The sequence below is a fragment of the Microbulbifer regidiadema (SeqCode) genome (assembly GCF_052466995.1).
Genome location: NZ_CP174297.1, coordinates 3,536,488 through 3,560,096 on the forward strand (window position 1 = coordinate 3,536,488; position 23,609 = coordinate 3,560,096).

22 protein-coding genes are annotated in these 23,609 nt (G+C 48.3%); 15 read left to right on the forward strand and 7 right to left on the reverse strand.

Annotated elements, in window-relative coordinates; genetic code table 11:
- Window positions 1-8: 8 nt before the first annotated feature.
- Complete coding sequence (locus tag ACJJIK_RS15450; protein ID WP_444943262.1) at window positions 9-563, reverse strand: gamma carbonic anhydrase family protein; 555 nt, start codon at window positions 561-563, stop codon at window positions 9-11.
- A 65-nt stretch (window positions 564-628) separates the two neighbouring features.
- Here ACJJIK_RS15450 and ACJJIK_RS15455 point away from each other — a divergent pair, with 65 nt between their 5' ends.
- From ACJJIK_RS15455 to ACJJIK_RS15465, 3 genes are all read left to right on the forward strand, one after another.
- A complete protein-coding gene (locus ACJJIK_RS15455) occupies window positions 629-2,677 on the forward strand; it encodes a M3 family metallopeptidase (protein WP_444943263.1) in 2,049 nt (682 codons plus the stop codon).
- 35 nt (window positions 2,678-2,712) lie between these two features.
- Entirely contained in the window at window positions 2,713-2,991 is a 279-nt protein-coding gene (locus ACJJIK_RS15460) for a YheV family putative zinc ribbon protein (protein WP_444943264.1), read from the forward strand.
- A gap of 113 nt (window positions 2,992-3,104) precedes the next feature.
- Entirely contained in the window at window positions 3,105-3,818 is a 714-nt protein-coding gene (locus tag ACJJIK_RS15465) for a hypothetical protein (RefSeq protein WP_444943265.1), read from the forward strand.
- A gap of 224 nt (window positions 3,819-4,042) precedes the next feature.
- On the opposite strand, the gene ACJJIK_RS15470 is transcribed toward ACJJIK_RS15465, so the two are convergent.
- On the reverse strand, window positions 4,043-5,392 hold the full coding sequence (locus ACJJIK_RS15470) for an MATE family efflux transporter (RefSeq protein WP_444943266.1): 1,350 nt from the start codon (window positions 5,390-5,392) through the stop codon (window positions 4,043-4,045).
- Between the two features lie 1,020 nt (window positions 5,393-6,412).
- Here ACJJIK_RS15470 and coxB point away from each other — a divergent pair.
- The 4 genes from coxB to ACJJIK_RS15490 are packed head-to-tail and all read left to right on the forward strand — an operon-like array spanning window position 6,413 to window position 10,601.
- Window positions 6,413-7,558, forward strand: coding sequence for a cytochrome c oxidase subunit II (coxB, locus tag ACJJIK_RS15475; RefSeq protein WP_444943267.1), 1,146 nt, complete (start codon window positions 6,413-6,415; stop codon window positions 7,556-7,558).
- Between the two features lie 20 nt (window positions 7,559-7,578).
- Window positions 7,579-9,129: a cytochrome c oxidase subunit I gene (gene ctaD, locus ACJJIK_RS15480; RefSeq protein WP_444929184.1), complete on the forward strand. Its 1,551-nt coding sequence runs from the start codon at window positions 7,579-7,581 to the stop codon at window positions 9,127-9,129.
- A 3-nt stretch (window positions 9,130-9,132) separates the two neighbouring features.
- Entirely contained in the window at window positions 9,133-9,705 is a 573-nt protein-coding gene (locus tag ACJJIK_RS15485; RefSeq protein ID WP_444943268.1) for a cytochrome c oxidase assembly protein, read from the forward strand.
- Window positions 9,706-9,710: 5 nt separating this feature from the next.
- On the forward strand, window positions 9,711-10,601 hold the full coding sequence (locus ACJJIK_RS15490; protein WP_444929186.1) for a cytochrome c oxidase subunit 3: 891 nt from the start codon (window positions 9,711-9,713) through the stop codon (window positions 10,599-10,601).
- 56 nt (window positions 10,602-10,657) lie between these two features.
- On the opposite strand, the gene ACJJIK_RS15495 is transcribed toward ACJJIK_RS15490, so the two are convergent.
- Entirely contained in the window at window positions 10,658-10,882 is a 225-nt protein-coding gene (locus ACJJIK_RS15495) for a DUF2909 domain-containing protein (RefSeq protein ID WP_444929187.1), read from the reverse strand.
- 31 nt (window positions 10,883-10,913) lie between these two features.
- Here ACJJIK_RS15495 and ACJJIK_RS15500 point away from each other — a divergent pair, with 31 nt between their 5' ends.
- From ACJJIK_RS15500 to ACJJIK_RS15530, 7 genes are all read left to right on the forward strand, one after another.
- Entirely contained in the window at window positions 10,914-11,690 is a 777-nt protein-coding gene (locus ACJJIK_RS15500; RefSeq protein WP_444943269.1) for an SURF1 family protein, read from the forward strand.
- Window positions 11,677-12,312, forward strand: a complete 636-nt coding sequence (locus ACJJIK_RS15505; RefSeq protein ID WP_444943270.1) for a hypothetical protein — start codon at window positions 11,677-11,679, stop codon at window positions 12,310-12,312. The genes ACJJIK_RS15500 and ACJJIK_RS15505 overlap by 14 nt, the downstream gene beginning before the upstream one ends.
- 25 nt (window positions 12,313-12,337) lie before the next feature.
- Window positions 12,338-13,429 (forward strand): COX15/CtaA family protein, encoded by a 1,092-nt coding sequence (locus ACJJIK_RS15510; RefSeq protein WP_444943271.1) that lies wholly within the window; start codon window positions 12,338-12,340, stop codon window positions 13,427-13,429.
- 37 nt (window positions 13,430-13,466) lie between these two features.
- Window positions 13,467-14,360 carry a heme o synthase gene (gene cyoE / locus ACJJIK_RS15515; protein WP_444943272.1) on the forward strand — a complete coding sequence of 298 codons (894 nt, stop codon included), beginning with the start codon at window positions 13,467-13,469 and terminating at the stop codon, window positions 14,358-14,360.
- A gap of 7 nt (window positions 14,361-14,367) precedes the next feature.
- Window positions 14,368-15,054 (forward strand): SCO family protein, encoded by a 687-nt coding sequence (locus tag ACJJIK_RS15520; RefSeq protein ID WP_444943273.1) that lies wholly within the window; start codon window positions 14,368-14,370, stop codon window positions 15,052-15,054.
- A gap of 54 nt (window positions 15,055-15,108) precedes the next feature.
- Window positions 15,109-15,900, forward strand: a complete 792-nt coding sequence (locus ACJJIK_RS15525; protein WP_444943274.1) for a lysostaphin resistance A-like protein — start codon at window positions 15,109-15,111, stop codon at window positions 15,898-15,900.
- Window positions 15,901-16,375: 475 nt separating this feature from the next.
- Entirely contained in the window at window positions 16,376-17,572 is a 1,197-nt protein-coding gene (locus ACJJIK_RS15530; protein WP_444943275.1) for a dipeptidase, read from the forward strand.
- A 150-nt stretch (window positions 17,573-17,722) separates the two neighbouring features.
- On the opposite strand, the gene ACJJIK_RS15535 is transcribed toward ACJJIK_RS15530, so the two are convergent.
- The 3 genes from ACJJIK_RS15535 to znuC all read right to left on the reverse strand — a co-directional run bounded on the left by ACJJIK_RS15535 (window position 17,723) and on the right by znuC (window position 22,157).
- Window positions 17,723-20,335 (reverse strand): TonB-dependent receptor, encoded by a 2,613-nt coding sequence (locus tag ACJJIK_RS15535; RefSeq protein WP_444929195.1) that lies wholly within the window; start codon window positions 20,333-20,335, stop codon window positions 17,723-17,725.
- A gap of 229 nt (window positions 20,336-20,564) precedes the next feature.
- Window positions 20,565-21,365, reverse strand: coding sequence for an iron chelate uptake ABC transporter family permease subunit (locus ACJJIK_RS15540; protein ID WP_444943276.1), 801 nt, complete (start codon window positions 21,363-21,365; stop codon window positions 20,565-20,567).
- On the reverse strand, window positions 21,366-22,157 hold the full coding sequence (gene znuC / locus ACJJIK_RS15545; protein ID WP_444945073.1) for a zinc ABC transporter ATP-binding protein ZnuC: 792 nt from the start codon (window positions 22,155-22,157) through the stop codon (window positions 21,366-21,368). It lies immediately after the preceding gene.
- A gap of 187 nt (window positions 22,158-22,344) precedes the next feature.
- On the opposite strand from znuC, the gene ACJJIK_RS15550 reads away from it, so the two are divergent.
- Window positions 22,345-23,166 (forward strand): metal ABC transporter substrate-binding protein, encoded by an 822-nt coding sequence (locus ACJJIK_RS15550; RefSeq protein WP_444943277.1) that lies wholly within the window; start codon window positions 22,345-22,347, stop codon window positions 23,164-23,166.
- 48 nt (window positions 23,167-23,214) lie between these two features.
- On the opposite strand, the gene ACJJIK_RS15555 is transcribed toward ACJJIK_RS15550, so the two are convergent.
- A complete protein-coding gene (locus ACJJIK_RS15555; RefSeq protein WP_444929198.1) occupies window positions 23,215-23,514 on the reverse strand; it encodes a hypothetical protein in 300 nt (99 codons plus the stop codon).
- Window positions 23,515-23,609 lie beyond the last annotated feature (95 nt).

Below are 23,609 nucleotides of genomic sequence, written 5' to 3' on the forward strand. Positions count from 1 at the left end.
GGCCGTAACTATGGTTGCTGTTTAAGTAGATACTGATCTTTCAGTTTCACATAGTTTTCAGCGGAATACTTAAAGAAGGCCTTTTCCTTATCGGATAGGGGGCGGGCTTTTTTACAGGGGGCACCGACATAGAGGTAGCCACTCTCCAGAGTTTTACCCGGTGGAACCAGAGCACCGGCTGCCAGCACCACATCGTCTTCAATTGTGGCTCCGTCGAGCACAATAGAGCCAATACCGATAAGAACCCGATTGCCGATGCTGCAACCGTGCAGGCAGGCTTTGTGGCCGATAGTGACGTCTTCGCCAATGGTCAGTGGCCAGCCATCGGCATTGAATGGACCCGCGTGGGTGATATGGAGAACAGCGCCATCCTGCACACTGGTGCGCGCGCCGATACGGATTTTATGCATATCCCCGCGCACAACGGCCATCGGCCATACGGAGCAATCATCGCCCAGGGTGACATCACCGATAACGGCGGATTGAGGGTCGATATATACGCTGTCGCCAAGTTCTGGAAACTTCTCGCCGTGGGAATCATCGTGGCTGCGCAGTGGGGACATAAATAAGCTCCTGTACAATGAATCCTCTATCATAGCTTTATCCTAATTCGAGCACAGAGTCTTATATGTCCAATCCACTGTTGAATATCCCGCTGCTGCCGCCTTTCGATAAACTTGCACCCGAGCAGGTGGAGCCCGCCATTACCGAGCTGATTAAAACCTGTGAACAAACCCTTCAACAGGGATTGGCGACTCCGGGTTGGGATAACACGCTGGTGCCTCTGGAGCAGGCACAGGACCAGCTAAATCGAGCCTTCTCCCCTGTCAGTCATCTGAATAGCGTTCTAAGTGGCCCCTGGCGGGCGCCCTATGAGGCCGCCTTGGCTCAAGTGACGGCCTACTGGACAAAGCAGGGGCAAAACCGTGAACTCTACGATCTCTACCTGCAATTGATACAGTCGCCTGAATTTGAGGCGTGGCCTCAGGCGCGTAAGAAGTCTCTGGAGTTGGGGGTGCGAGACTTTGAACTCAGTGGTGTCGGTCTGGAGGGGGAGGCCCGGGAAAAATTTGCCGCTAACAGTCGGCGTTTGGCGGAGTTATCCAGTCAGTTTGCCAACAATGTCCTCGATGCAACTAACGCCTGGACCTGGCACACAGAAGATGAGGCACAGCTGCGCGGGCTGCCGCAAACTGCCCTTGCCGCTGCGCGGGCTGCCGCTGAAGCAAAGGCGCTCGATGGCTGGCTGATTACCCTGGAGGGGCCCAGTTTCCTGGCGGTAATGACCCACGCTGAAAATAGATCGCTGCGCCGGGATGTTCACTTAGCCTTTGTCAGTCGGGCTTCAGAGACCGGTCCCCAGGGAGGTGAATACGATAACTCCGACGTGATGGAGACCATTTTGGCACTGCGCGCGGAGCAGGCCAGCTTGCTGGGCATGAACAACTATGCGGAGCTGTCTTTGGCTAGCAAAATGGCTCCAAATACGCAGCGGGTACTGGAGTTTCTCCAAGACCTGGCTGAACGAGCCAAGCCGGCAGCCCAGAGAGAAATGGCTGAGCTGAAAGCGTTTGCCACAGAGCAACTGGGCATTGAGGAGTTACAGCCCTGGGATGTGGCCTGGGTGGCAGAAAAGCTCAAACAGCAGCGATACGCTATCAGCCAGGAGGAATTGAGACCCTACTTCCCCTACGCTAAAGTCGTTAATGGCCTCTTTACTGTGGTGGAGCAGCTATTCGGAATCACCGTAGAAGAAGATACCAGCGTTGCTACTTGGCATGCCGATGTGCAGTTCTTTTGGTTGCTGAGAGACGGCGAAAAGATTGCTGGTTTCTATCTGGATGCATTCGCGCGGGAGAAAAAACGCGGCGGTGCCTGGATGGATACCGTGAGCAGCCGGCGTCACACCCCGGACGGAATCCAGTTACCCATAGCTTATTTAGTATGTAATTTCAGTCCGGCTGCCGGCGCTATGCCCTCACTGCTGACGCATACAGAAGTGACCACTTTGTTCCATGAGTTTGGCCATGGCCTCCACCATATGTTGACACAAATCGATGTGGCCGCAGTTTCCGGCATTAATGGTGTCGCCTGGGATGCAGTGGAAATGCCCAGCCAATTCCTGGAAAATTGGTGTTGGCAGCCGCAGGCAATTTCCATGATTTCTGCACATTTTGAAACAGGGGAGGCGTTGCCGGAAGTTTTACTGGATAAAATGTTGGCGGCAAAAAACTTCCACTCCGCGATGTTTACCGTGCGTCAATTGGAGTTTGCTCTTTTTGATTTTCGCCTCCATGCCAGTGAAGAGCCATTGACCTCTGATAAAGTTCAGGTTTTACTGGATCAGGTGCGCGCGGAGGTTGCCGTTGTGCCTATTGCCGCAGAGAACCGCTTCCAGCATGCTTTTAGCCATATTTTTGCCGGTGGCTATGCCGCAGGTTATTACAGCTACAAATGGGCAGAAGTATTGTCGGCAGATGCTTTTTCTCTATTTGAGGAAGCGGGTATATTTGACCGGGAAACGGGCAAAAAATTTCTGCACAGTATATTGGAGCAGGGGGGTAGCCGCGATGCACTGGAACTTTTTGTTCAGTTCCGGGGTCGAGAGCCACAAATAGACGCCCTGTTGCGCCACTCTGGTATCGAGCAGCAAGAGTTGAATATCAGCCCTGCGTAACTAATACCGCAATCATGAAATATTGAGTTGTAGTCATGATGAAAAAAGAAAGTTCAGCCGAGACTGGTAAGATTATTAAAAAACGCTTTATTGCCGGGGCCGTGTGCCCCCGCTGTAGCGAAATGGATAAAATTATCAATTACCACAAGGATGGAAAGAATTATAGAGAATGTGTTGCCTGTGGATTTAAGGATGAAATTCGATTGCAGTCAGCGCCGATAGAAGTATCAACCCGTGTGAGCCATGATGTAGAGAAAAAGGTTCACGAGGAGCCGGTTAAATTCATCCAACCGACAAGTAGCCGTAAAAAGTGAAAAAAATATTTGCTATCCTGGTGGTTTTTATTGTGATAGCGGTCATAGGCCTTTATGGCCTTGATCGCTATAGCAAAAATGCAGAGCAGCAGCGGGAACAGGTCGCTTATCTATTGGCGAGCTGTGTCAATCAGGGAATACTGACCTTATTTCGTTTACAGGCCAACGACTGGAAAGCCCACCCCAAATATTACCATGAAGAGGAAAGAAGACTGGGCTTGGCGGTAAAAGCGTTACCAGATCAAATATTGGAAGGTGAGTCATTTGCACGCTGGCAACAGGCAATAGCAATTTGTGAAAAGCTGACAAGAAATAGCAATTTGCAGCATGTCACTATTTTCCGCCCTCTGGGCGATTTCTCCGCAGCAGAGATTTCTAATATCTATACCCTGAAGGATCGCGGTGCGCTTAGACAGCGGGAAAAGGTCATTCATGCACTGTATGATTCAGCACAGGCCGCTGACCGCTATATGCAGGATTTGCGCCGCGATATTAATACACAGATGAGAGCCTACCATTTCTCAGAGGATGAGCGTGAATTGGTATTTCAGGCGATCAGCGCGCAAGTTTTAGATAACTATCAACAGGGAAGTTTTTCTAAGAAACAAGCGGATACCTACCTGGAAAGAGTGTCTCTTTTTTATAAGACAATGGCTGAGAACCCAAATTCTTATAGCGTTCGCAGTGGAAGTTTGTTTTTTTATAATCAGAAATTAAAAAATAAAGTTGAGGGTTTGTACTCTGCGGTCATGCATGGGGAGAGGCCGTTCTATGCTAACTTCAAGCAAATATTAGTGCAGAAACAGATCCAATCTTTACACTATTAAAAATGGTGAGCGGGCTCTATTGTAGATTATTGTGCCCGCTCAGTATTTTCCATCCTGAGAGTTTAATTTTAATTAGAATTTTTTCGATTGCATCTAATCAAGTATAAATATCGTGTAACCATATTTTAACAATAAGCTTGAAACCTATTAATACTCCCAATCTTTTTGTTTTTTAATCAGTCGTTTACTGATCGATAGGCCGAGCCCTGTAAATTACTCTAGTGTTATGACTCTTGGCGCAGCCAAGAGTCGGTTATAGTGTAGTATTTAAAATAGATAATGAGCCCTAAAGATCGTGCTGCAAACCACAAAAATAGGCTGAACCATATGCCTGTGTTACCCCAATCCCTGGTTAACCACCAAAATGGAAAGAAAACCAATATGGAAGCAACGAACATTGTGTTGCGCATATCGCGGCTTTTACCGGCACCGATAAAAACGCCATCTAACTGGTAGCTCCACACTGCGATAAGAGGCAGTGCACAGAGCCAGCCATAGACCCTGCCGGCCTGCTCAATTACCGGTTCGAGATTGGTAAATAGTGACAGAATTAAAGGCCCTGCCACGACCAGTACTGCGGTCATTAGGAGGGCGCTCGCCAGGGCCCACAGGCTGGCACTGCGCACTGTCGAGGTGAATAATGCCTTTGACTTTTTTGCTATAGACTCCCCGACTAAGGCCTCGGTAGCGTGAGCAAATCCGTCCAGAGCGTAGGAGGTCATCATTAACAATTGTATGAGAATAGCGTTAGCCGCAAGGACATTATCCCCCTGTGCTGCACCTTGCGCGGTAAAGAAAGTGAAGGTTGATAGAAGTAAGCAGGTCCTGACAAATAGATCGGAATTGATCTTTAACAGGTTCAGCCAGGGAGTGGAGTCGATCCAGGGCAGAAGCTTTTTCTGTCCAATCTCTTCACGAATATAACACCAGATATCAACATGCACCCTGGAGAGTAGGTATAGCCCCAATAGAAAGGCAAAGGTATCGGCGAGTACCGTTGCAGCAGCAGCACCTTGGGCGCCGAGGCCTAGCCCGAGAATAAATAGGATATCGAGGGCTATATTCAGTAGGTTGGCGGCGAAAAGTATATACAGGGGCGCGCGACTATCCTGGCGTCCGATAAAAAAACCCAGAATAGCAAAATTGGCCAAGGCTAGAGGGGCTGAGAATAGGCGTATTTGCAGGTAGGCGAGTGCATGGGGTTCCGCGTCAGGGCTGGCATTCATCCACCTGACGATATCAGCGAGTAACGGGGAGGCAATAACAAGCAGCGTAAGTCCCAGTCCCAGGGCTAATGCCAGTGCGCGCAACAGCCACTGGATGCCGAGATCGGAGCTTCTGGCCACCAGACCGGTAGTGCCCATGCGCAGAAACCCAAATGCCCATAACAGCATAGCTATGACACTGGCCCCGATCGCTACACCGGAAAGGTATTCCGGAGATGGCAGGTGGCCGAGTATTGCGGTATCTACCGCTCCGAGCAGGGGCACTGAAATATTGCTCAATATCATTGGCCAGGCCAGGTGCCAGACTCTAGACATGGACTGCTGGTCAAGTTTTACAGAAAAAGGCATAGGTTGTGGCACTAATAGATAAGTTGAATTTTAGTGAAGGTGGGTAAGCATAGAGTTGCATCGCCATAGGCTATCAATGAGGATTGTATGAGACTGGCTCCTCACCACTGATAGCGACTCGCTCAATTACAGCAAGCAACGGCAGTAAAATATTTGGCGTAATATTCATTTTAATCTTGTACGGATAGTACAAGATTTTCTATTGATCTGCCTGGCTTGTTTGGCCTCTTGCTGCTTGAGTGGATAAATTGTGTCGCCACTGGTGCGTGTAGTCAGTATTTAGTATGAGTTTATAAGTCGTACTTTTGACCTCAAAATTGAAACTCAGCAAGTCTTGAAGTGTGTAGGTCTAAAGTACAGCTCGCCGCATATAGCGACAGTCCCGGCCAGGACCTACAAAGCGCGCCCTGCGGGGCTTTACAGCGGTTCCACATCATTTTGTCATGTATACACTGTGCTTTATCTGAGCACCCCCTCAATGTCAGGGACACGATGAAATTAGTCTGAAGTTGTTGGGGCTTTCTCTCGATATAGAGACTGGTCATATTTTGTCAATCCAGTGGTTGGATCTCAATTGGGACTGCCAGCTTTAAATTTATAAAAAATATCCCAGTAAAGTGATTAAATTTATTTGTTGATCTTTATACATTTCTGCACCGTCATAAATTTATTTAAAATGCCGCCGATTGACTTTTTTCTGCCGATATGTTTCTTTTGCATATGCAGTAGTTGCGACAAATAAAGAAACTGGTTGTTGGTTGTACCTTTCCGGACGACGGCATCTGGAGTAAAAAATCTTTTACTAAGAATAACAAGTTGCACTGACGGCAGTAACGCGGGGGATCTCCTCGCCCAGTGTATGTAGTCTTGTATTACTACAGTATGTCCACAATTTTTGTGTGGAATTAATCCTGTAAGGCAGTTAATACAGGTAAAATTCGCTTATCCGTGAAGGCCAGTGGCCAAAATAAAAATTACGGGTTTCCCAGGGAGGCCCGCAACCACGGAGATCTGTAGGCGATGTTGAGAGGCTTTGATTGGCTGTTCGCCTTGCTGGTTACTTCGCTATCTGCAAACGCAGTATTAGCGGATGAGCAGGATGTTGAGCGCTGGGGGGTCAACATGCCCCAAGGGGTGACGGAAGTCGCCCAGACCACTTATGAATTACACATGCTGATTTTTTGGATCTGTGTAGCCATAGGTGTGCTGGTGTTTAGCATTATGTTTTACAGCATGTGGCGTCACCGCAAGAGTAAGGGGTACAAAGCGGCCCAATTCCATGAAAGTACCGCCGTGGAACTGGTGTGGACCATTATTCCCACTGCCATTTTAATTTTGATGGCAATTCCGGCTACCAAGACACTCTATGATATTTATGATACCGAGGAGGCAGATCTCGATATCATGATTACCGGATATCAGTGGAAGTGGAAGTATGAATATCGGGGTTCCGAGGTTTCTTTCTTTTCCAATATGTCCACGCCTAAAGCGCAAATTGACAATCTTCAGCCAAAGGGGCCCAACTATCTCCTTGAGGTGGATGAGCCTCTGGTTGTGCCTATCAAGAAAAAAATCCGCTTCTTAATTACCGCTAATGATGTGATACATGCATGGTGGGTCCCGGACCTGGCGGTGAAGAAAGATGCTATTCCCGGATTTATAAATGATGCCTGGACCCGTATCGATGAACCGGGTATTTATCGGGGGCAGTGTGCCGAATTATGCGGAAAGGACCACGGCTTTATGCCGATTGTGGTCAAGGCCGTACCTCAGGAAGAGTACGATACCTGGTTGAGTTCGCGCGCAGCGGCAGCAGTAAAAATGCGTGAGCTTACCGGTAAAACTTTTACCTTTGAGGAGCTTTTTGCTCAGGGGGAGAAAGTTTATACCCGTACCTGTGCGGCCTGCCATCAAGCCAATGGGCAGGGAGTACCGGGAGTATTTCCGGCGATTGCAGGCTCGAAAATTGCTACCGGTCCTCTCAGTGGCCACTTAGATATCGTTATCGACGGTTCAGCGATAAATCCCGCGATGCAGGCTTTTGGTGAGCAATTGTCAGAAGTCGATCTGGCTGCGGTGATTACCTATCAGCGCAATGCGTTTGGTAACGAGATGGGCGATACAGTTCAGCCCGTTGATATCCTCAATTTCAAGAATAAGCAGTAAGCGCCCGGAGGAATTTTAGCATGGCACATGGTCCTCAGCCCGGTTTAAAGCGTTGGCTCTATACGACCAACCACAAAGATATAGGATCGATGTATTTGTGGTTTAGTTTCGCAATGTTTCTGCTCGGTGGATGTATGGCGTTGGTTATTCGCGCCGAATTATTTGAACCTGGATTGCAAATAGTGCAACCAGAATTTTTCAATCAAATGACGACCATGCACGGTCTTATTATGGTATTTGGTGCCGTGATGCCAGCCTTTGTTGGGCTGGCAAACTGGATGATACCAATGATGATTGGGGCGCCGGACATGGCGTTGCCAAGGATGAATAACTGGAGTTTTTGGATTCTTCCTTTTGCCTTTGCCATGTTGGCCTCGACGCTATTTATGGAGGGCGGCGCGCCTAATTTTGGCTGGACTTTCTACGCGCCACTTTCCACCGAGTACGCCCCTCCGAGCGTGACCTTTTTTATTTTTGCCGTTCATATTATGGGAGCCTCTTCTATTATGGGGGCAATTAATATTATTGCTACCATCCTAAATATGCGTGCCCCGGGCATGACCTTAATGAAGATGCCCCTGTTCGTTTGGACTTGGTTAATTACAGCCTACCTTCTCATTGCAGTAATGCCCGTACTGGCTGGTGTGGTAACCATGATGTTAATGGATATACATTTTGGTACCAGCTTCTTTAGTGCGGCCGGTGGCGGTGATCCGGTGTTATTTCAGCATGTATTCTGGTTCTTTGGGCACCCGGAAGTTTACATTATGATTTTGCCGGCTTTTGGTATTATTTCGGCAATTATCCCCACCTTTGCACGCAAGCCATTATTTGGATACAGCTCCATGGTGTATGCCACAGCGGCCATTGCATTTTTGAGCTTTATCGTATGGGCACACCATATGTTTACGGTGGGAATGCCGATCGCCGGTGAGCTGTTCTTTATGTACGCTACAATGCTGATTGCGGTGCCGACAGGAGTGAAAATTTTTAACTGGGTTTCCACCATGTTCCGAGGGTCTATGACCTTTGAAACCCCGATGCTTTTTGCCATTGCATTTATCATTCTATTTGCTATCGGTGGGTTTTCAGGTTTGATGCTGGCGATTGCACCGGCCGATTTCCAGTATCACGATACTTACTTTGTTGTTGCTCATTTCCACTATGTACTGGTTCCTGGAGCAATTTTCTCTATCACCGCAGGCGTTTACTATTGGTTACCCAAGTGGACTGGCCATATGTATAGCGAAACTATGGGTAAGGTACATTTTTGGTTAGCCTTTATTGGCTTAAATGTAACCTTCTTCCCTATGCATTTTGTCGGCCTTGCAGGTATGCCCCGGCGTATACCGGATTACGCCCTGCAATTTGCCGATTTTAATCAGATAGCCAGTATCGGTGCCTTCCTGTTTGCTGCCGCGCAAATAGTCTTTTTGTTCAATGTGATTCGAACAGTAATGGGAGGTAAAAAAGCTTCTGATCAAGTTTGGGATAATCCTCAAGGGCTGGAGTGGACCGTGGCATCGCCTGCTCCCTACCATACATTTAGCACACCACCGGTTGTACGCTAATTTATGAATATTGGAGCGAATGCGAAGGTTTCTATCAAACTGCTGACCGTTGCTGTGAGTATGCTGGTATTTGCTATTTTTATTATGCCGCCTATTTACGATGCCTTTTGTGAAATTACAGGGCTCAATGGTAAAACCGGTGGTCGCTATGAAGCAGTCCCGGCAGTTATCGATAGAAATCGACTGGTCACCGTACAGTTTGTAGCCAGTAATAATGAAAATATGCCCTGGAAATTTCGCCCGAGTGTAATGTCTTTAAAGGTTCATCCTGGAGAGGTTAAGGACACAGTATTTATTGCGGAAAATCATACGGCAAGAGACATGGTTGGGCAGGCAATACCCAGCATGGTTCCGTTTAAAGCAGCGGGGTATTTTCATAAAACAGAGTGCTTTTGCTTCAATCAGCAGGCATTAAAAGCGGGAGAGAGTGCCGAGTTACCACTACGATTTATTGTGGACCCGGATCTCCCCGCGAGTGTAAACACGGTAACCCTTTCCTATACCTTATTTGATGTAACGGAAAGGTTTGCCGATAAAAATGATAAGAATGGTATCGACCCCGAGCGAGAGGGATAAAACCTATGGCGAGTGAAAGCAGTTATTACGTGCCGGAACAATCTAGGCTGCCAATATTTGCGACAATCGGCCTGTTCCTTATAGCTTTCGGTGCAGCTAATTGGATCAATGGTGGAAGTTCATATATTTTCTTTATCGGCGCTTTGGCGATGGCCGCTGTACTGTGGCTATGGTTTGCAGCCGTTATCAAAGAAAATATGGCCGGACTTAACAGTGATCAATTGAAACGATCGTATGTATGGGGAATGGGCTGGTTTATATTTTCTGAAGTAATGTTTTTTGCTGTGTTCTTTGGCGCACTGTATTACGTTAGAAATTTTACAGTCCCCTGGCTAGGTGGTGAAGGTGATCGCGGAATTTCCAACCTGCTTTGGGAGGGTTTTGAAAGTAGTTGGCCTCTATATGTAACTCCAGATGCTGCTGCACATGGAGAAACGGCAAAATTTATGGGGCCAAAAGATGTGATAGACCCATGGCACCTGCCATTGTGGAATACCATCATATTACTTACCTCCAGTATAACTGTGCACTTTGCACACGTCTTTCTGAAAAAAAATCAGAGAAATAACTTTAATATTCTATTGGCTATTACTGTTGCCTTAGGCGGAATGTTTATCTTTCTGCAAGCGAAAGAATATTATGAGGCGTATCAACACTTGGGCTTGACATTAGAGTCCGGAATCTATGGGACCACATTTTTTATGCTGACCGGGTTTCATGGTGCTCATGTAACTCTGGGCACGATAATGTTATTAATTATGTTGCTGAGATCAGTGATAGCTAATCATTTTAGCCCGGATGATCATTTTGGATTCGAAGCGGCGAGTTGGTATTGGCACTTTGTTGATGTGGTTTGGGTTGGTTTATTTATATTTGTTTACGTTTTAGGTGCTTAATAAAAGTTAGGCTTTCTATTGACATAAGAGTTGCGTCATTAGAAAGCCTTGATTTACTAATATTTGTTAGCCCAGGGCGCACTTTTTGCCAAGATGCCACTTTCAAAACCGTACCAGATAGCAAGGAGCAAGAGCACTGCAAGTAGTATCCTTATACCCAATGCATAAAGTGTGCGCTTGGACTGGGGAGTTCCCATATCTCTCAGCAGAAAAAAAAGCGCACTTGAAAGACTGGCAAGTACGGAAAGAAATAAGATAAAAATAACAATTTTCAGCCACATTTATTATTTTCCATTATTTATGTAGTTGCGCATGATAGTAGAGATTCCATCAGCTTGTGCGAAAGATGTCAGTTTACCACTGATTCGCAATTGGCCCATCACGATATTCTCTCTGGGAGTATTTTTTCTGTTTATATTCCTGGGCGTTTGGCAGCTGGATAGAGCCGAGCAGAAGTTGCTACTTAAGCAAAAAATAGAGAATAGATTATCACTACAACCTAAAAATATTTCAAATTTTACCTACTTTCAAGAATACACATCGGTAAGCCTAATAGGAGCATATCGAAAAGAGGTATATTTTCTGGACAATAGAACACGAAATGGTTTGGTTGGCTACGAAATATTACAAATTTTTTCTACAGAAAAATCTGACTGGCTTGTCAATAGGGGCTGGGTTGCTGCCAGTGACGATAGAGAAAAATTACCCGCGCTAAAAATCCCGCTTGGTGCCAGGTCATTACAGGGATACCTATATCCTGTTATTAGTGAGCCTAATGCCAATCCTATTTTAGACCCTAAATTTGACAATAGAATACAGCAGGTTGATACCGGCTTTACTGAAGATATAGGATTAAGTAATAAAGATTGGTCAATACGTTTGTTTGCTGATTCAGATACTGCGTTAGTGACTGAGTGGAAATTTTTTAATAGTGGTCCGGAGAAGCATCATGCATATGCTTTTCAGTGGTTTGCTATGTCAATAGCTGTATGGTTTTTGTGGTTTTACAGTGCAACTAACATTGTGCCCAAATTTCGTCGTAGATTTAGTGGAAGTGTGAAAATGGAGTTTCAAAATGAACGCAAATAATCAATCTGGTTCGTCTAAAAAAAATATAAATAAAATAAAATCAGGGAATAGATTTGTACAGGGGCTCTCTATTTTGGCATCAGTTGTACTTCCTATTACAGCAGCTTATATCGTGTATTATACGGGTATGGGCATGCCGAAAAATACAATTAATCAAGGTGAGTTGTTACAGCCACCATTTGATATCACTGAAATAAAAATAACCTTGCAGGGGCAGCAATTACCGCTAGTAGCACAGGATGAACGCAAGTGGCGTTACCTTATTTTAAGTGATAGTGATTGTGGTAAAGACTGTGAAGATCTTCTGTATATCAGCAGGCAAGTTCATATCCGGCTGGGGGAAAAGGCTCATCGACTTGAGCGCCTGTTGATAGTCGGTGATAGTCTGGGGCGAGAGAGACAAAAGCAGCTACAGACAGAACATCCAAAGTTAAAAATAATCAATTTGGATGATGAAAATTTAAAACAACTGATAGAGAAAACCGAACACGATGGTGTAACTTCCACAAAGGCTTTGCTGGTGGATCAGCAAGGCTTCGCTATGATGGCCTACGATCGGCAGCATAGTGGCAATCAGTTGCTCAAAGATATAAAGAGATTATTGAAGTACTCCTATGAGTAATAAAATTAGTACAGGGAGAGTTTAAATGATGTCTAAACAAGAGAGTCATAAGAACTGGCGAAGAAAACTTGCTTGGGTTGCCTGTGTACTGGCTATCGTAGTTGTCGTTCTGGGGGCCTTTACCCGGTTAGTGGATGCAGGTTTAGGTTGCCCAGACTGGCCCGGTTGCTATGGGCATCTCACCTGGCCGAACGATACAGAAGAGATTAGCACTGCTAACCTTATTTATCCGGATTCACCAGTTGATGTTAGTAAAACCTGGCCGGAAATGATGCACCGATATTTTGCTGGAAGCTTACTTCTATTAGTGTTGTCACTGACTTATTTGTCATGGCAACAGCGGCGCTCTCCAACTTTCAAACATACAAATATTCTTTTGTTAATTATTATATTACAAGCTGCCTTTGGCATGTGGACTGTAACCTTAAAACTCTGGCCGCAAATTGTTACTGCCCACCTGCTGGGTGGTATGACAACTTTGTCAATGTTGTGGATTTTATGTGAAAGGTTGGCCGATAAACCCAGACAGTTGGCTGAAAGTTATTTACCAGCCATAAAACGCTTGCGGCCACTCGCCTTAGTTGCAATCGCAGTAGTGATTATACAAATTGCACTCGGTGGTTGGACCAGTTCAAATTATGCCGCATTAGCCTGCCCAGATTTCCCTACCTGTCACAATAAATGGTGGCCAGCGGCAGATTTTGTGGAAGGTTTTAATATCGCTCAGCAAATTGGTCCCAATTATCTGGGGGGCGCACTGGAGAGTGATGCCCGTACGGCTATACATCTCACCCACCGTATTGGCGCTTTGCTTGTAACAGTTATTGTACTTATGCTGGCGATTTTAGCTTGGCGCACGGGATTTAGAGCGTGGTCGCTGTGGCTTACAGGAGCACTGCTCCTGCAAGTAAGTTTGGGAATCGCTAATGTTGTAATGTATCTACCCTTAGGGATAGCGGTGGCACACAATGCCGGTGCCGCTTTTCTATTACTTAGCCTGCTCACCTTTACTTATAGACTCTATACGCTAAAAGCTATAACAGTAGGCCGACAAGATACAGACACTAATGTGCAAGAACGGAATGTAAATCTATCTGGCGTATCGAACTTAAATTAGATAGTAACCTGATATAAATATAAAAATAGGCAAAACTATGGCGATAAATTCTGTGGTAGTAGGTCAAACTCAATGGCGGGACTACTATGAGCTGACTAAGCCGCGAGTAGTTATGTTAATGCTGTTAACCTCTGTGATCGGTATGTTTTTAGCCGTTCCGGGAATGGTTCCGTTGGATATTTTATTTTTGGGTAATCTAGGTATCGCATTTTGTGCCGGTAGTGCAGCAGCAGTAAATCACCTCGTTGATCGCCATATTGATACCAAGATGGCGCGCACAAGTAACCGTCCCATTGCAAAAGGTCGGGTAGAGCCTGCTAAAGCTGTTGGGTTTGCCCTGATACTGGGCGTGACAGGAATGTTGATTTTATTGATTTTTGTCAATGCCTTGACTGCCTGGTTAACGCTGATATCCCTGCTCGGCTACGCTGTGATTTACACCATATTCCTCAAACGGGCTACACCACAAAATATTGTTATAGGTGGGCTTGCAGGTGCCGCGCCGCCTTTGCTGGGGTGGACAGCAGTTACCGGAGAGGTTCACGGGCACGCCTTATTACTGGTACTGATTATTTTTGCCTGGACACCGCCTCATTTTTGGGCGCTTGCCGTTCACAGGAAGGAGGAGTATGCACGGGCAGATGTGCCCATGTTGCCGGTCACCCATGGCGTTCCCTATACGAATCTCAATATCGTTTTGTACAGCTTTATTTTGTTGGCGGTTAGTCTATTGCCTTTTGCCACGGCAATGTTTGGCTGGTTGTACTTATTGGGTGCTGTGGTCCTGGGACTTGGCTTTATTTATTGGAGCTTTGTTATGCTCCTTGGGAAAAATCCCAACGCGGGGATGGAGACTTTTAAATATTCAATCATCTACCTGATGGCCCTATTCGGTATTATGTTATTAGATCACTATTTAATCGCGGTGTGAGGTAACAGTGGAAAATCAATCTGTACACATGGATACGCATTCGGTTATCAGTAAGCAGAAGCGTGGGATAAAAATTACAGTTTTTATTTTATGCTTATTAATTTTCGCGGTGCTTTCTGGCTTTATACACAAGCTCGGCCAGCCTCGCATTATTACTGATACAGAGCTTAGAATTAATGGTGCAGTTAAATTGCAGAGACCCAGAATTATAGATGATATTGAACTGTTGTCGGATAATGGTTCTGGGTTTAACACCGCAGATTTTCACGGTAAGTGGACTTTGGTTTTTTTTGGTTTTACTCACTGCCCGGACATCTGCCCGACAACACTCTCTACACTTAATGATTTTTATAAAACCCTGGATTCTGACACCAGAGATTCTACCGATATTATGCTGGTGTCTGTTGATCCAAGTAGGGATAAGCCGGAGCAATTGGGGCAGTATGTGCGTTATTTTAATCCCGAGTTTCGCGGTGTCACCGGTAACTTTTTCGATCTGAAAAAATTTGCGACTCAACTGAATGTGCCTTTTAATAAAGTAATTCTTGCGGAGGGCGGCTATACCATTGACCATGGTTCGCAAGTGGTATTGATTAATCCAAGGGGACATTATCATGCCTTCTTTAAGGCGCCTCTGGACCCGGCAAAAATGAAGCTAACCTACCGCTCAATACGAGCAACTTTTAATGGATAGTGATCAGGCTTAATGAGCATAATAATCAAGTATGTATTTATTTTGGAATAATTTATGCAAAATGAAGCTGCCGATTTGAGAAAAAATAGTGCTAAGGCTCCCTCTGGTATGGTCAGTCCTTGGGCGGCCCCTATCTTACTGTCCTTTTGTATTATCCCTTTTGGTTGGAGTGGATTGATAGCGCCAGTAATTTGGATTTTCCTGCGAGCAATAGAATCCAGCAGTGGTTGGCCAAGGGCACTATCGTTTCTTATTGTAGCCCTGTTAATGCTTGTATCGGGGCTCAATTTACTACCGGGTAGTGAACCTATTCAAGTTCTGCCGCCATACTCTGATTCTAGTGGTAATTTGATCTATGCGAGTATAAATAGCGGTAAAGCTGTTATTGCTATTGCCTTATTGGCTTTTATGCTGCGCATGAAGCCAACTTTCCGTTTTGCGGATCTCCCTTACCTTAGCCTGGCAATTTTAACTCCTATTGCATGTGGATTATTGCTGTATGCGCCTTCGTTAAAATTGTCTGGCACTATAGCTATCGCTGCAATAATTAATCTTTTAATAGTATGCATTAGTGAAGAAGGTTTCTTTCGCTGGGTATTGCAGCGTGGTATGGAAGAGTTTTTAGGGCGTTGGCGCTGGCTATCTGTACCAGTAATAGCTACAGTTTTTGTACTGCTACATGGTGGCTGGTCAACAGATATATCTGCAATCTTATTGTTGATGCTAGCCTCAATCGGTTATGCACTACTCTGGACATTGCGACAAAATTTTTGGATATGTGTTATGGCACACTGGGGTGTCAATCTATTGCATATGCTTTTATTGCCTTATCCTTTACCAGGATAAAATCCACATCAATAGATACAGGGAGCCTCTGAATAACTCCGTAATGCCTCTGCGGGTCTTGAAGGCTACAGAGGTTAGGCGCAGCTCGCCGCGAATGGCCATAGCCCTTTGCAAGGGCGGTAACGCAGTAGCTGTGGCCTTCAAGGCCCGCCCTTCGGGGCTTGCAGAGCGATTCACACTCCGCGTTGCGACTTCTTGAAAGGTCTAGACATTCCTGCGAAGCCGCGCCTTGATTGTGAACCGCTCTGCATGCCAGAGATATCACGGAGTTATTCAGAGGCTCCACAGGTCGCCTTTTGTACAAGATTTTATTGAATCCTTAAGATTCAGCCATTTTATGGTTAAAAGAAAGACAAAACTCTAATCTTTGTAGTATAAAAAATCAAAGTAATGTATTTAAGCAGAGCAACTTGAGTTGAGGATTTTCAATATTAAATATTTATCATTTGCTTGGTACACATAAGGAGATAATCACTTGAAATGTTATTTTTTGCTTGGGACATTATGTGCCTTAACTTGTAGCTCTGTTTTTGCGAGTGAAGCGGGAGATTTAGCACAGCAGCTTGCGCAAGAATATTTGATTGTTGATGGACATGTGGATGTCCCCTATCGCCTCATGCAGGGGGAGGAAGATGTTGGACTTAGTACGGAGAAAGGGGATTTCGATTTTCCCAGAGCTCAAAAGGGGGGACTAAATGCTCCTTTTATGTCTATCTATGTTCCAGCGGCCAAGGAAGATGAAGGTGTTGCCAAGTCTTATGCCGATTCACTCATTGCTAAAGTGGAGGCAATGGTTGCAAAGCATCCAGATAAGTTTGCCATTCCCAAATCATTAGCTGATTTACAAAAACAGGTGGATGCTGGTTTGATTTCGCTACCTCTGGGCATAGAAAATGGCGCACCTATCGAAGGCGATCTGGATAATTTAAAATACTTTTCCGATAGAGGGGTAAAGTATATTACTTTAGCCCACTCAAAGAGCAATCATATCTCTGATTCCTCCTACGATAAAAACAGGCCCTGGGAAGGGTTGAGTGCTTTTGGCAAGCGCCTGGTAAGAGAGATGAATCGAAGGGGAGTCATGATTGATATCTCCCATGTGTCTGATGCGGCTTTCTGGCAGGTGATTGATTTATCCGCAGTGCCTGTTATCGCTTCACATTCTTCCGCCAGGCATTTTACCCCGGGCTTTGAGCGCAATATGAACGATGAAATGATAAAGGCACTGGCCGCTAACGGTGGGATTATTATGGTGAATTTTGGCTCTACCTTTATCAGTGGAGAGTCGCTAAATTCATACCGCAAAATCAGTGAGCAGGCGGATAGTTTTGCTAAGAAAAAAGGTTTATCCAAGAACAGCCAGGAAGTGAAAGAATACACCGATAAACTTTCCCGTGAACAGTTCATCTATGCAAGTTTAGACAATGTCCTCGATCATTTCGACCATATTCGTGCTTTAGTCGGCGTTGAGCATATAGGTATCGGCTCGGATTTTGATGGTGTTGGCGATAGCCTGCCTATCGGTTTGAAAGATGTTTCCCAATACCCCAATTTGGTTGAGGGGTTACTAAAGCGCGGATACAGCAAACAGGATATTGAAAAAATTCTGGGGGGGAATTTACTCCGGGTTTGGCAAGCCAATGAAGAGTATGCCAAGCGCAATAGAGGCTAGTCCTTTTTCTAACTGGAGCGTCGCTATTTTCCTGCCATTTACTATTAATATTGAGGATAAATAGCTCGAAGTTAACATCAATACGGTGATGGCGAATGAAAAGGGGAGGCCTAGGCCTCCCCTTTTCAATTTGGCGATGCCCTACACTACTTAGAAGCTGTAAGTCATTTTGCCGTAGATAAAGCGGCCACGGGGATCGTGTTGTGACTCTACATAGCCGTAGAGATCTGAATCGCCATCACCGATTGCGAAGGGGGGCTCTTCATCAAAGACATTGTCTGCACCGAGGCTCAGCACCATATTCTCGAAGCCGGTATAGCGGGCTTGCATATTTACGGTTAGGAAGGAGTCCACAGTGCGGGAGCTGTTGCTGTCGTAGTCGAGCGTCCCATCGAAATCGATATCTGGGGTATCCTCAAATTCGCCAATATAACTGAGCCCAGCGCTGAATCCGATGGCATCAAAGGTCCAGTCAGCGGTAGCGTTCCAGCGGTGTTGCGGATACTCGTACTCGCCGGCCAGATCGCGGGTGATAAATGCATCGCCGCTGGAATTGAGCTCAACACGCTCAAATTCGGCCAGGTAAGAGTAGTCTAAACGTATACCGAATTCGCCATTGGCTAATTCGAACCCACTGTAGACAATACTCAGGTCAACACCAGACACTTCTTGTTCGCCGATATTGGTGAAGCTGCTGTCGATAGATTGCAGAGCGCCAAGGGCCTCGCCGTTAATCGGGGTATCGCGGCGGCACACAGTGCTGTCCTGATCCCAGCAATAGAGGCTATAGATATAGCCGAAGGGGACCTCGTCAATCTTGCCTTCCTGGGTGATATTCCAATAATCCAGGGACAGTTGCAGGTCTTCTATAGGCTCGTAAACAGCACCGATGTTAAAGGACTCGGACTCTTCCGCATCTAGATCCGGGTTGCCGGAGAAGATAATGGTGTAGTCGGTGCTGGCACAGTAGGCATCGTTAACCTCACAGCCGTAGGTATCCGCAAAGAACAGGGATTCCTGTGATGGACCCAAGCCAACCTGTGCCAGTGACGGCGCGCGGAAGCCGGTGCCCCAGGAGGCGCGCAGGGACAGCTGATCGGTTGCAGTCCACAGCAGGTTCGCCATGGGATTGGTGGTGCTGCCAAAGTCGCTGTAATCGTCGTAACGGGCTGCCAAGGTCAGATCGAACCTGGCGGGTAGGGGAATAGCAACTTCGACATACGCTGAGGAGATATCCCGGCTGGCACTGGCGGATACGGACTCTGTACCAAAGATCAAACCGCGCTGGAACTGGTCATCGGGAATATCGGAGGCCTTCTCCTCGCGATATTCCAGGCCTGCGGCCATGGCAATGGTGCCATTGGCGGTATCGACTACATCTCCATTGATCGAGAAATTATAGCTGGTCAGGTCAGACTTACCCTGGCGGACCAGACTGGTGGTGATGGCATCAATCACCGAGTCCGGGTTCTGAACCCCGCCAAAGGGGTTGTAGTTACCGGCATTAATCTGCTCTTGCAGCAGGTCCGTACGCACCCAGCCCTGGGAGCGATCACCGCTCTGGGTGGTTTCACTGCGGGAGCGCTGCACAGAGGCCTCCCAGTCCCAGTCGGCGATAGAGCCGCGCAGGCCGAATACACCGCGCAAGTTATCGGTTTCAATGTCCCACTGGCGTGCGCCCGCATCAACGGTGCGATAGCGATAGATATCTACATCTTCGCCAAAGGGGTTATTGGGATGGTCTGCCAGCACATAGAGGCCCGCGTCGCTATCCAGGGGGGTAGGGGCGCCCTGGGCAACAGATGTGTTGTGCTGAACGGCGATCTCACTGAAGAACTCCACGCTCTCGGCTAGCTGGGTATGGCCCAGCATTAACAGGCCGGTGCGCTCAGCTTCTGGTGTGATCAGGGTCCAGGGACCGTAGTCATAGACACAGACCTCACCGGTATCGCGCTCTTCGGGACAGCTGGGGTCGGAAACAAAGGCACCACCCACATTGAAGCTACCGGGATAGCCCCTGGAGGAGCGGAAGTCCATACCGCCACGGCTGGACTGGTCGGCGGTATCCAAACCACTGCGCTCGGTGCTGGATAGGCGGCTATTTTTGTGGTGGTCAAAGATAACCGTTAAGTTTGAGTCATCCCCATTGATACCCCAGACCGCAGAAACGGACTGTTCGTCATAGCCATCGGCACCACCGTAATCGACAGAGATCTCTGTGCCTTCAAAGTCTTTGCGCAGCACCAGGTTAACCACTCCGGCAACTGCGTCAGAGCCGTAAATGGCGGAAGCGCCATCTTTCAGGACCTCGACCCGCTCAATCGCCGCCAGGGGTACACTGTTAATGTCCACAAAGTTGGTAGTAATGCTCTCGGCAAAAGCACTGATGGCTACCCGGCGCCCATTGACCAATACCAAAGTGGCATCGGCGCCCATTCCGCGCAGGCTCACAGCGGCGGCCCCATTCGCCGTGGAGTCCTGGTTGTTGCCTCGGGTTGAGAAGGTACCGTTACCGGCGGCAGGGCTTTTCTCGAACAGTTGTTGCAGATTGGTATAGCCGGACTTTTCGATGGCATCGCGATCCATAACCTGGATCGGTGTCGCTGTTTCGAATTCAGCGTTGCGGCTAATACGGGAGCCTACAACGGCAACTTCTTCGATCGCCTGTTCCTCGGCGGCAAAAAGTGTTTGCGGGCTAGTAGTTGCGGTTGCAGCCACGATGGCTGTGGCTAATACCTTGCGATGGAGGGAGAGTTTTTCCATATCGTTGTGCGTCCGTTTTATTGTCGTTACCCATGACTGGCCTCGTGCGGCTGGTCGTCGGGCAACACTAGCAACGACGGAAAATGGACACAATTGGCTGGTGGCTAAGCATTAGCTTATTGCAACAAACCGTGACAAGCATCTCACTAATAGGTCTATTCGAGCGACAATTTGCAATAAATGTGGAGGTTAGATAGATATTTAGGACAGATATAACCTGTTAGTACCTTTAGTCAGTTCGCAGTTGTGAGGTGAGAAAAAACAGTGCTGCGGCCAGAACAATGGATGGTCCGGCCGGCGTATTCCACAGGATAGAAGCAAGGAGGCCGAGCACGACGGCGAGACAGCCCAGCAGTGAGGCCAGCACAGCCATGCGCTCCGGTGTGCGCGACAGCTTGCGTGCGGTGGCTGCGGGAATAATTAGCAGGGCGGTAATCAGCAGAACCCCAACGACTTTCATCGCAATGGCGATCAGTATTGCCAGCATCAACATCAGCGCAATTCGCAACCGCTCGACAGGGAGCCCCTCCACCGAAGCCAACTCCTCGTGCAGAGTGAACGCCAGTAGCTGCTCCCACAGGAAGTAGAGCACCCCCAGGATTGCGGCGGCGGCAATGGCCATCAGCACCAGGTCTTGGCCACCGACGGCCAATAGGTCTCCGAGCAATAGGGATAGGAGATCCACCTTAATTTTGAAGAAGCTGACAGTGACAATTCCCAGTGCCAGCATCGAGTGGGACAAAATTCCGAGCAAGGTATCCACCGCCAACTTTTGGCGTTTCTGTAAGTACATCAGCAACAGTGCTAGTGCACAGCAGGTAATACCGACAGCCACAGTGGGCATTATTTGTAGAACAAAGCCCAGTGTCACACCGAGAAGGGCTGAGTGGGCCAGGGTATCGCCAAAATAGGCCATGCGTCGCCACACGGCGAAGCACCCCAAGGGGCCGCTGACAATGGCGACCATTAGGCCGGCGGCGAGGGCGTACCAGAGAAATTGGCTGTACAGTAATTCGCCGAAATCGACCACTTATTCTTGCTCTTTGTTTTTTGGGGTTGAGTGGGGGGGCTGATGGTTGCAGTCGCCTGCGGGGGCAATATCACCGCTCAATTTGTGTTGGTGGTTGTGTTGATGGGTATAGGGGGCCACCTTGTCGCCAAATAATTCCAGATAGGCCGGGTGGCGGCTCACTTGCTCGGGGTGTCCGTGACAGCAGATATGCTGGTTTAAGCACAGGACCCGGTCGGTTGCAGCCATCACCAAGTGCAGGTCGTGGGAAACCAGCAACACGCCGCAGCCGAGTTCGTCGCGCAGAGTCGCAATCAGTTGATACAGCTCACTCTGACCGCCGACATCCACTCCCTGAGTGGGCTCATCCAGAACCAGGAGCTGGGGCTTGCGCGATGCCGCACGGGCGAGTAGAACCCGCTGAGTTTCCCCGCCGGAGAGGTTTGCCAGGGAGGTGCCAATCAGCTGTCCGGCCCCCACTCTCTCCAGCGCCGACTGCACTTGCTCGGGCCGCATGGCCGGCTGGTCCAACTGCAAGAAGCGCTCGACGGACATGGGCATTGAGCTGTCGATATGGAGCCGCTGGGGCATATAGCCAATACGCAAATCGGGCTGTCGCCATATGCGGCCCTGACTGGGCTGGCTGAGCCCCAATAGAAGTCGCAGCAAGGTCGTTTTGCCGGCGCCATTGGGGCCGATTAGGGTGACAATCTCCCCCATGGACAATTCGACTGTAATATCTTTAAGTAACTGCCTGCCGCCCATCTGAAGGGCGATATTGTCAGCTGTGATAAGCGGCTGGGGTGGATTCAGAATTCAATCTCCGCAGGGAACTCTTTTATATGTATGTTTCCATACTTCATCGGCTGAATATGGACAGCCAGGCTGGCGGCTTGGCGCTGGTTGTGATTATATCGCAATTTTTTGCCGCCTAATGTTGCCGATGTACCCCTTCAAACGTCTTTTTACACTCTCCAGCGTACTTTTATTCGGGTTCTGCTTGGCGGCCTGTAGCAAACCGGAATCCGCTAATCGCGATGAGCTGGTGGCCAGTGTGCGCCCTTTGGCCCTGATCGCCCGGGAAATTACCGCTGGGGATATACCGGTGCGTGTACTTATTGAGGGCGCTGACCCTCACCACTACGCCCCGACAGTCGCCGACCGGGCTGCGCTTGAGCGGGCTCTATTACTGGTGTGGCTGGGCCCGCAAATGGAGGGCGTATTAGCTAAGCAGGCGTCACTGTTGCCCGCCGACCAGCGGATACAGTTGCTGGATATTGCCGCGCTTGAGTTTGGAGGCGCCAGTGCCAGCGACCCCCACCTCTGGTTGCGCCCCAGCAATGCGGCAATTGCAGCAGCGCAGATCGCGGAGCGCCTGGCGCAGTTGCGCCCGCAGCAGGCGGAGCTGTTTATGGCCCGTGCGCGGACATTTGCCAGCGCAATGAGCGACTTGCAGACAGTTCTCGATCGGGCGCTGTTAGGGTATCGCGAGACTCCTATCGTCGTTACACACGATGCCTACGGCCACTTTTTTGGTTCCGCAGGGGTGAAAACTCATGCCCTGGGTGACGGCAGTGGCGGCGGGCACGGGGCCAAGGCGATGCTGAAGCTGTCAGGTATTGGTGACGGTTGCCTGTTTGGAGATATGCCCGCCAATGACCGCGACCGGCAACTGGCTGAAAACCTGGGATTGCGCTATGCCGCTTTGGACCTCTTAGGGGATCAACTGGGCGAAGGGGCGGATTACAGAGGCCTGATCGAATCCCTGCTGAGCCAGGCCCGCAGCTGTTTGAGCCTGGTGCCCAATGGCAATAAGGGCTGAGCCGCAACTATTAATCCCGCCGGCCTGAAGAGGCGGCGGGGTAGCGTATCAGGACCGCTGGATTATCCGCCGTAGCTTTTCTGCCCGAGCGGCCTCCCTTTCCGCCTGCCGTTGCAGTTTTTCCAGTTGTCGCAGCCGCCTCTCCAGCAGGTCATTTTCACTTTCCCGTATCGCTTGTCTGAGCCGTTGCTCGTGGTCTTGCACTGCCGGCGGCTGGGAGCGCGCTTTATCGTCAGTCTGGGTTACAAAGGTGCGCTGGATATCGCAGCCAGAGCCGGCACTTACCGCAAGGGTGAATATCATTGCGGTAAACAGGGGAGTAGGTATCAATCCTCCCATCTTTAGCATTTCTCCTCCAATATCGGCGAGTGGCAATAAAAGCCCCTGGCTGCCAGTGGGCGGCCGCCGGGTAATCGCGAGCCCCTAAGATCGCTCTCGGCAAG

What these genes read in the sequence shown, in the direction of transcription:
- ACJJIK_RS15450 (WP_444943262.1), bottom strand. Translation starts at nt 563, where the DNA reads ATGTCCCCACTGCGCAGCCACGATGATTCCCACGGCGAGAAGTTTCCA.
- ACJJIK_RS15455 (WP_444943263.1), top strand. Translation starts at nt 629, where the DNA reads ATGTCCAATCCACTGTTGAATATCCCGCTGCTGCCGCCTTTCGATAAA.
- ACJJIK_RS15460 (WP_444943264.1), top strand. Translation starts at nt 2,713, where the DNA reads ATGATGAAAAAAGAAAGTTCAGCCGAGACTGGTAAGATTATTAAAAAA.
- ACJJIK_RS15470 (WP_444943266.1), bottom strand. Translation starts at nt 5,392, where the DNA reads ATGCCTTTTTCTGTAAAACTTGACCAGCAGTCCATGTCTAGAGTCTGG.
- coxB (WP_444943267.1), top strand. Translation starts at nt 6,413, where the DNA reads ATGTTGAGAGGCTTTGATTGGCTGTTCGCCTTGCTGGTTACTTCGCTA.
- ctaD (WP_444929184.1), top strand. Translation starts at nt 7,579, where the DNA reads ATGGCACATGGTCCTCAGCCCGGTTTAAAGCGTTGGCTCTATACGACC.
- ACJJIK_RS15485 (WP_444943268.1), top strand. Translation starts at nt 9,133, where the DNA reads ATGAATATTGGAGCGAATGCGAAGGTTTCTATCAAACTGCTGACCGTT.
- ACJJIK_RS15490 (WP_444929186.1), top strand. Translation starts at nt 9,711, where the DNA reads ATGGCGAGTGAAAGCAGTTATTACGTGCCGGAACAATCTAGGCTGCCA.
- ACJJIK_RS15495 (WP_444929187.1), bottom strand. Translation starts at nt 10,882, where the DNA reads ATGTGGCTGAAAATTGTTATTTTTATCTTATTTCTTTCCGTACTTGCC.
- ACJJIK_RS15500 (WP_444943269.1), top strand. Translation starts at nt 10,914, where the DNA reads ATGATAGTAGAGATTCCATCAGCTTGTGCGAAAGATGTCAGTTTACCA.
- ACJJIK_RS15505 (WP_444943270.1), top strand. Translation starts at nt 11,677, where the DNA reads ATGAACGCAAATAATCAATCTGGTTCGTCTAAAAAAAATATAAATAAA.
- ACJJIK_RS15510 (WP_444943271.1), top strand. Translation starts at nt 12,338, where the DNA reads ATGATGTCTAAACAAGAGAGTCATAAGAACTGGCGAAGAAAACTTGCT.
- cyoE (WP_444943272.1), top strand. Translation starts at nt 13,467, where the DNA reads ATGGCGATAAATTCTGTGGTAGTAGGTCAAACTCAATGGCGGGACTAC.
- ACJJIK_RS15525 (WP_444943274.1), top strand. Translation starts at nt 15,109, where the DNA reads ATGCAAAATGAAGCTGCCGATTTGAGAAAAAATAGTGCTAAGGCTCCC.
- ACJJIK_RS15535 (WP_444929195.1), bottom strand. Translation starts at nt 20,335, where the DNA reads ATGGAAAAACTCTCCCTCCATCGCAAGGTATTAGCCACAGCCATCGTG.
- ACJJIK_RS15555 (WP_444929198.1), bottom strand. Translation starts at nt 23,514, where the DNA reads ATGCTAAAGATGGGAGGATTGATACCTACTCCCCTGTTTACCGCAATG.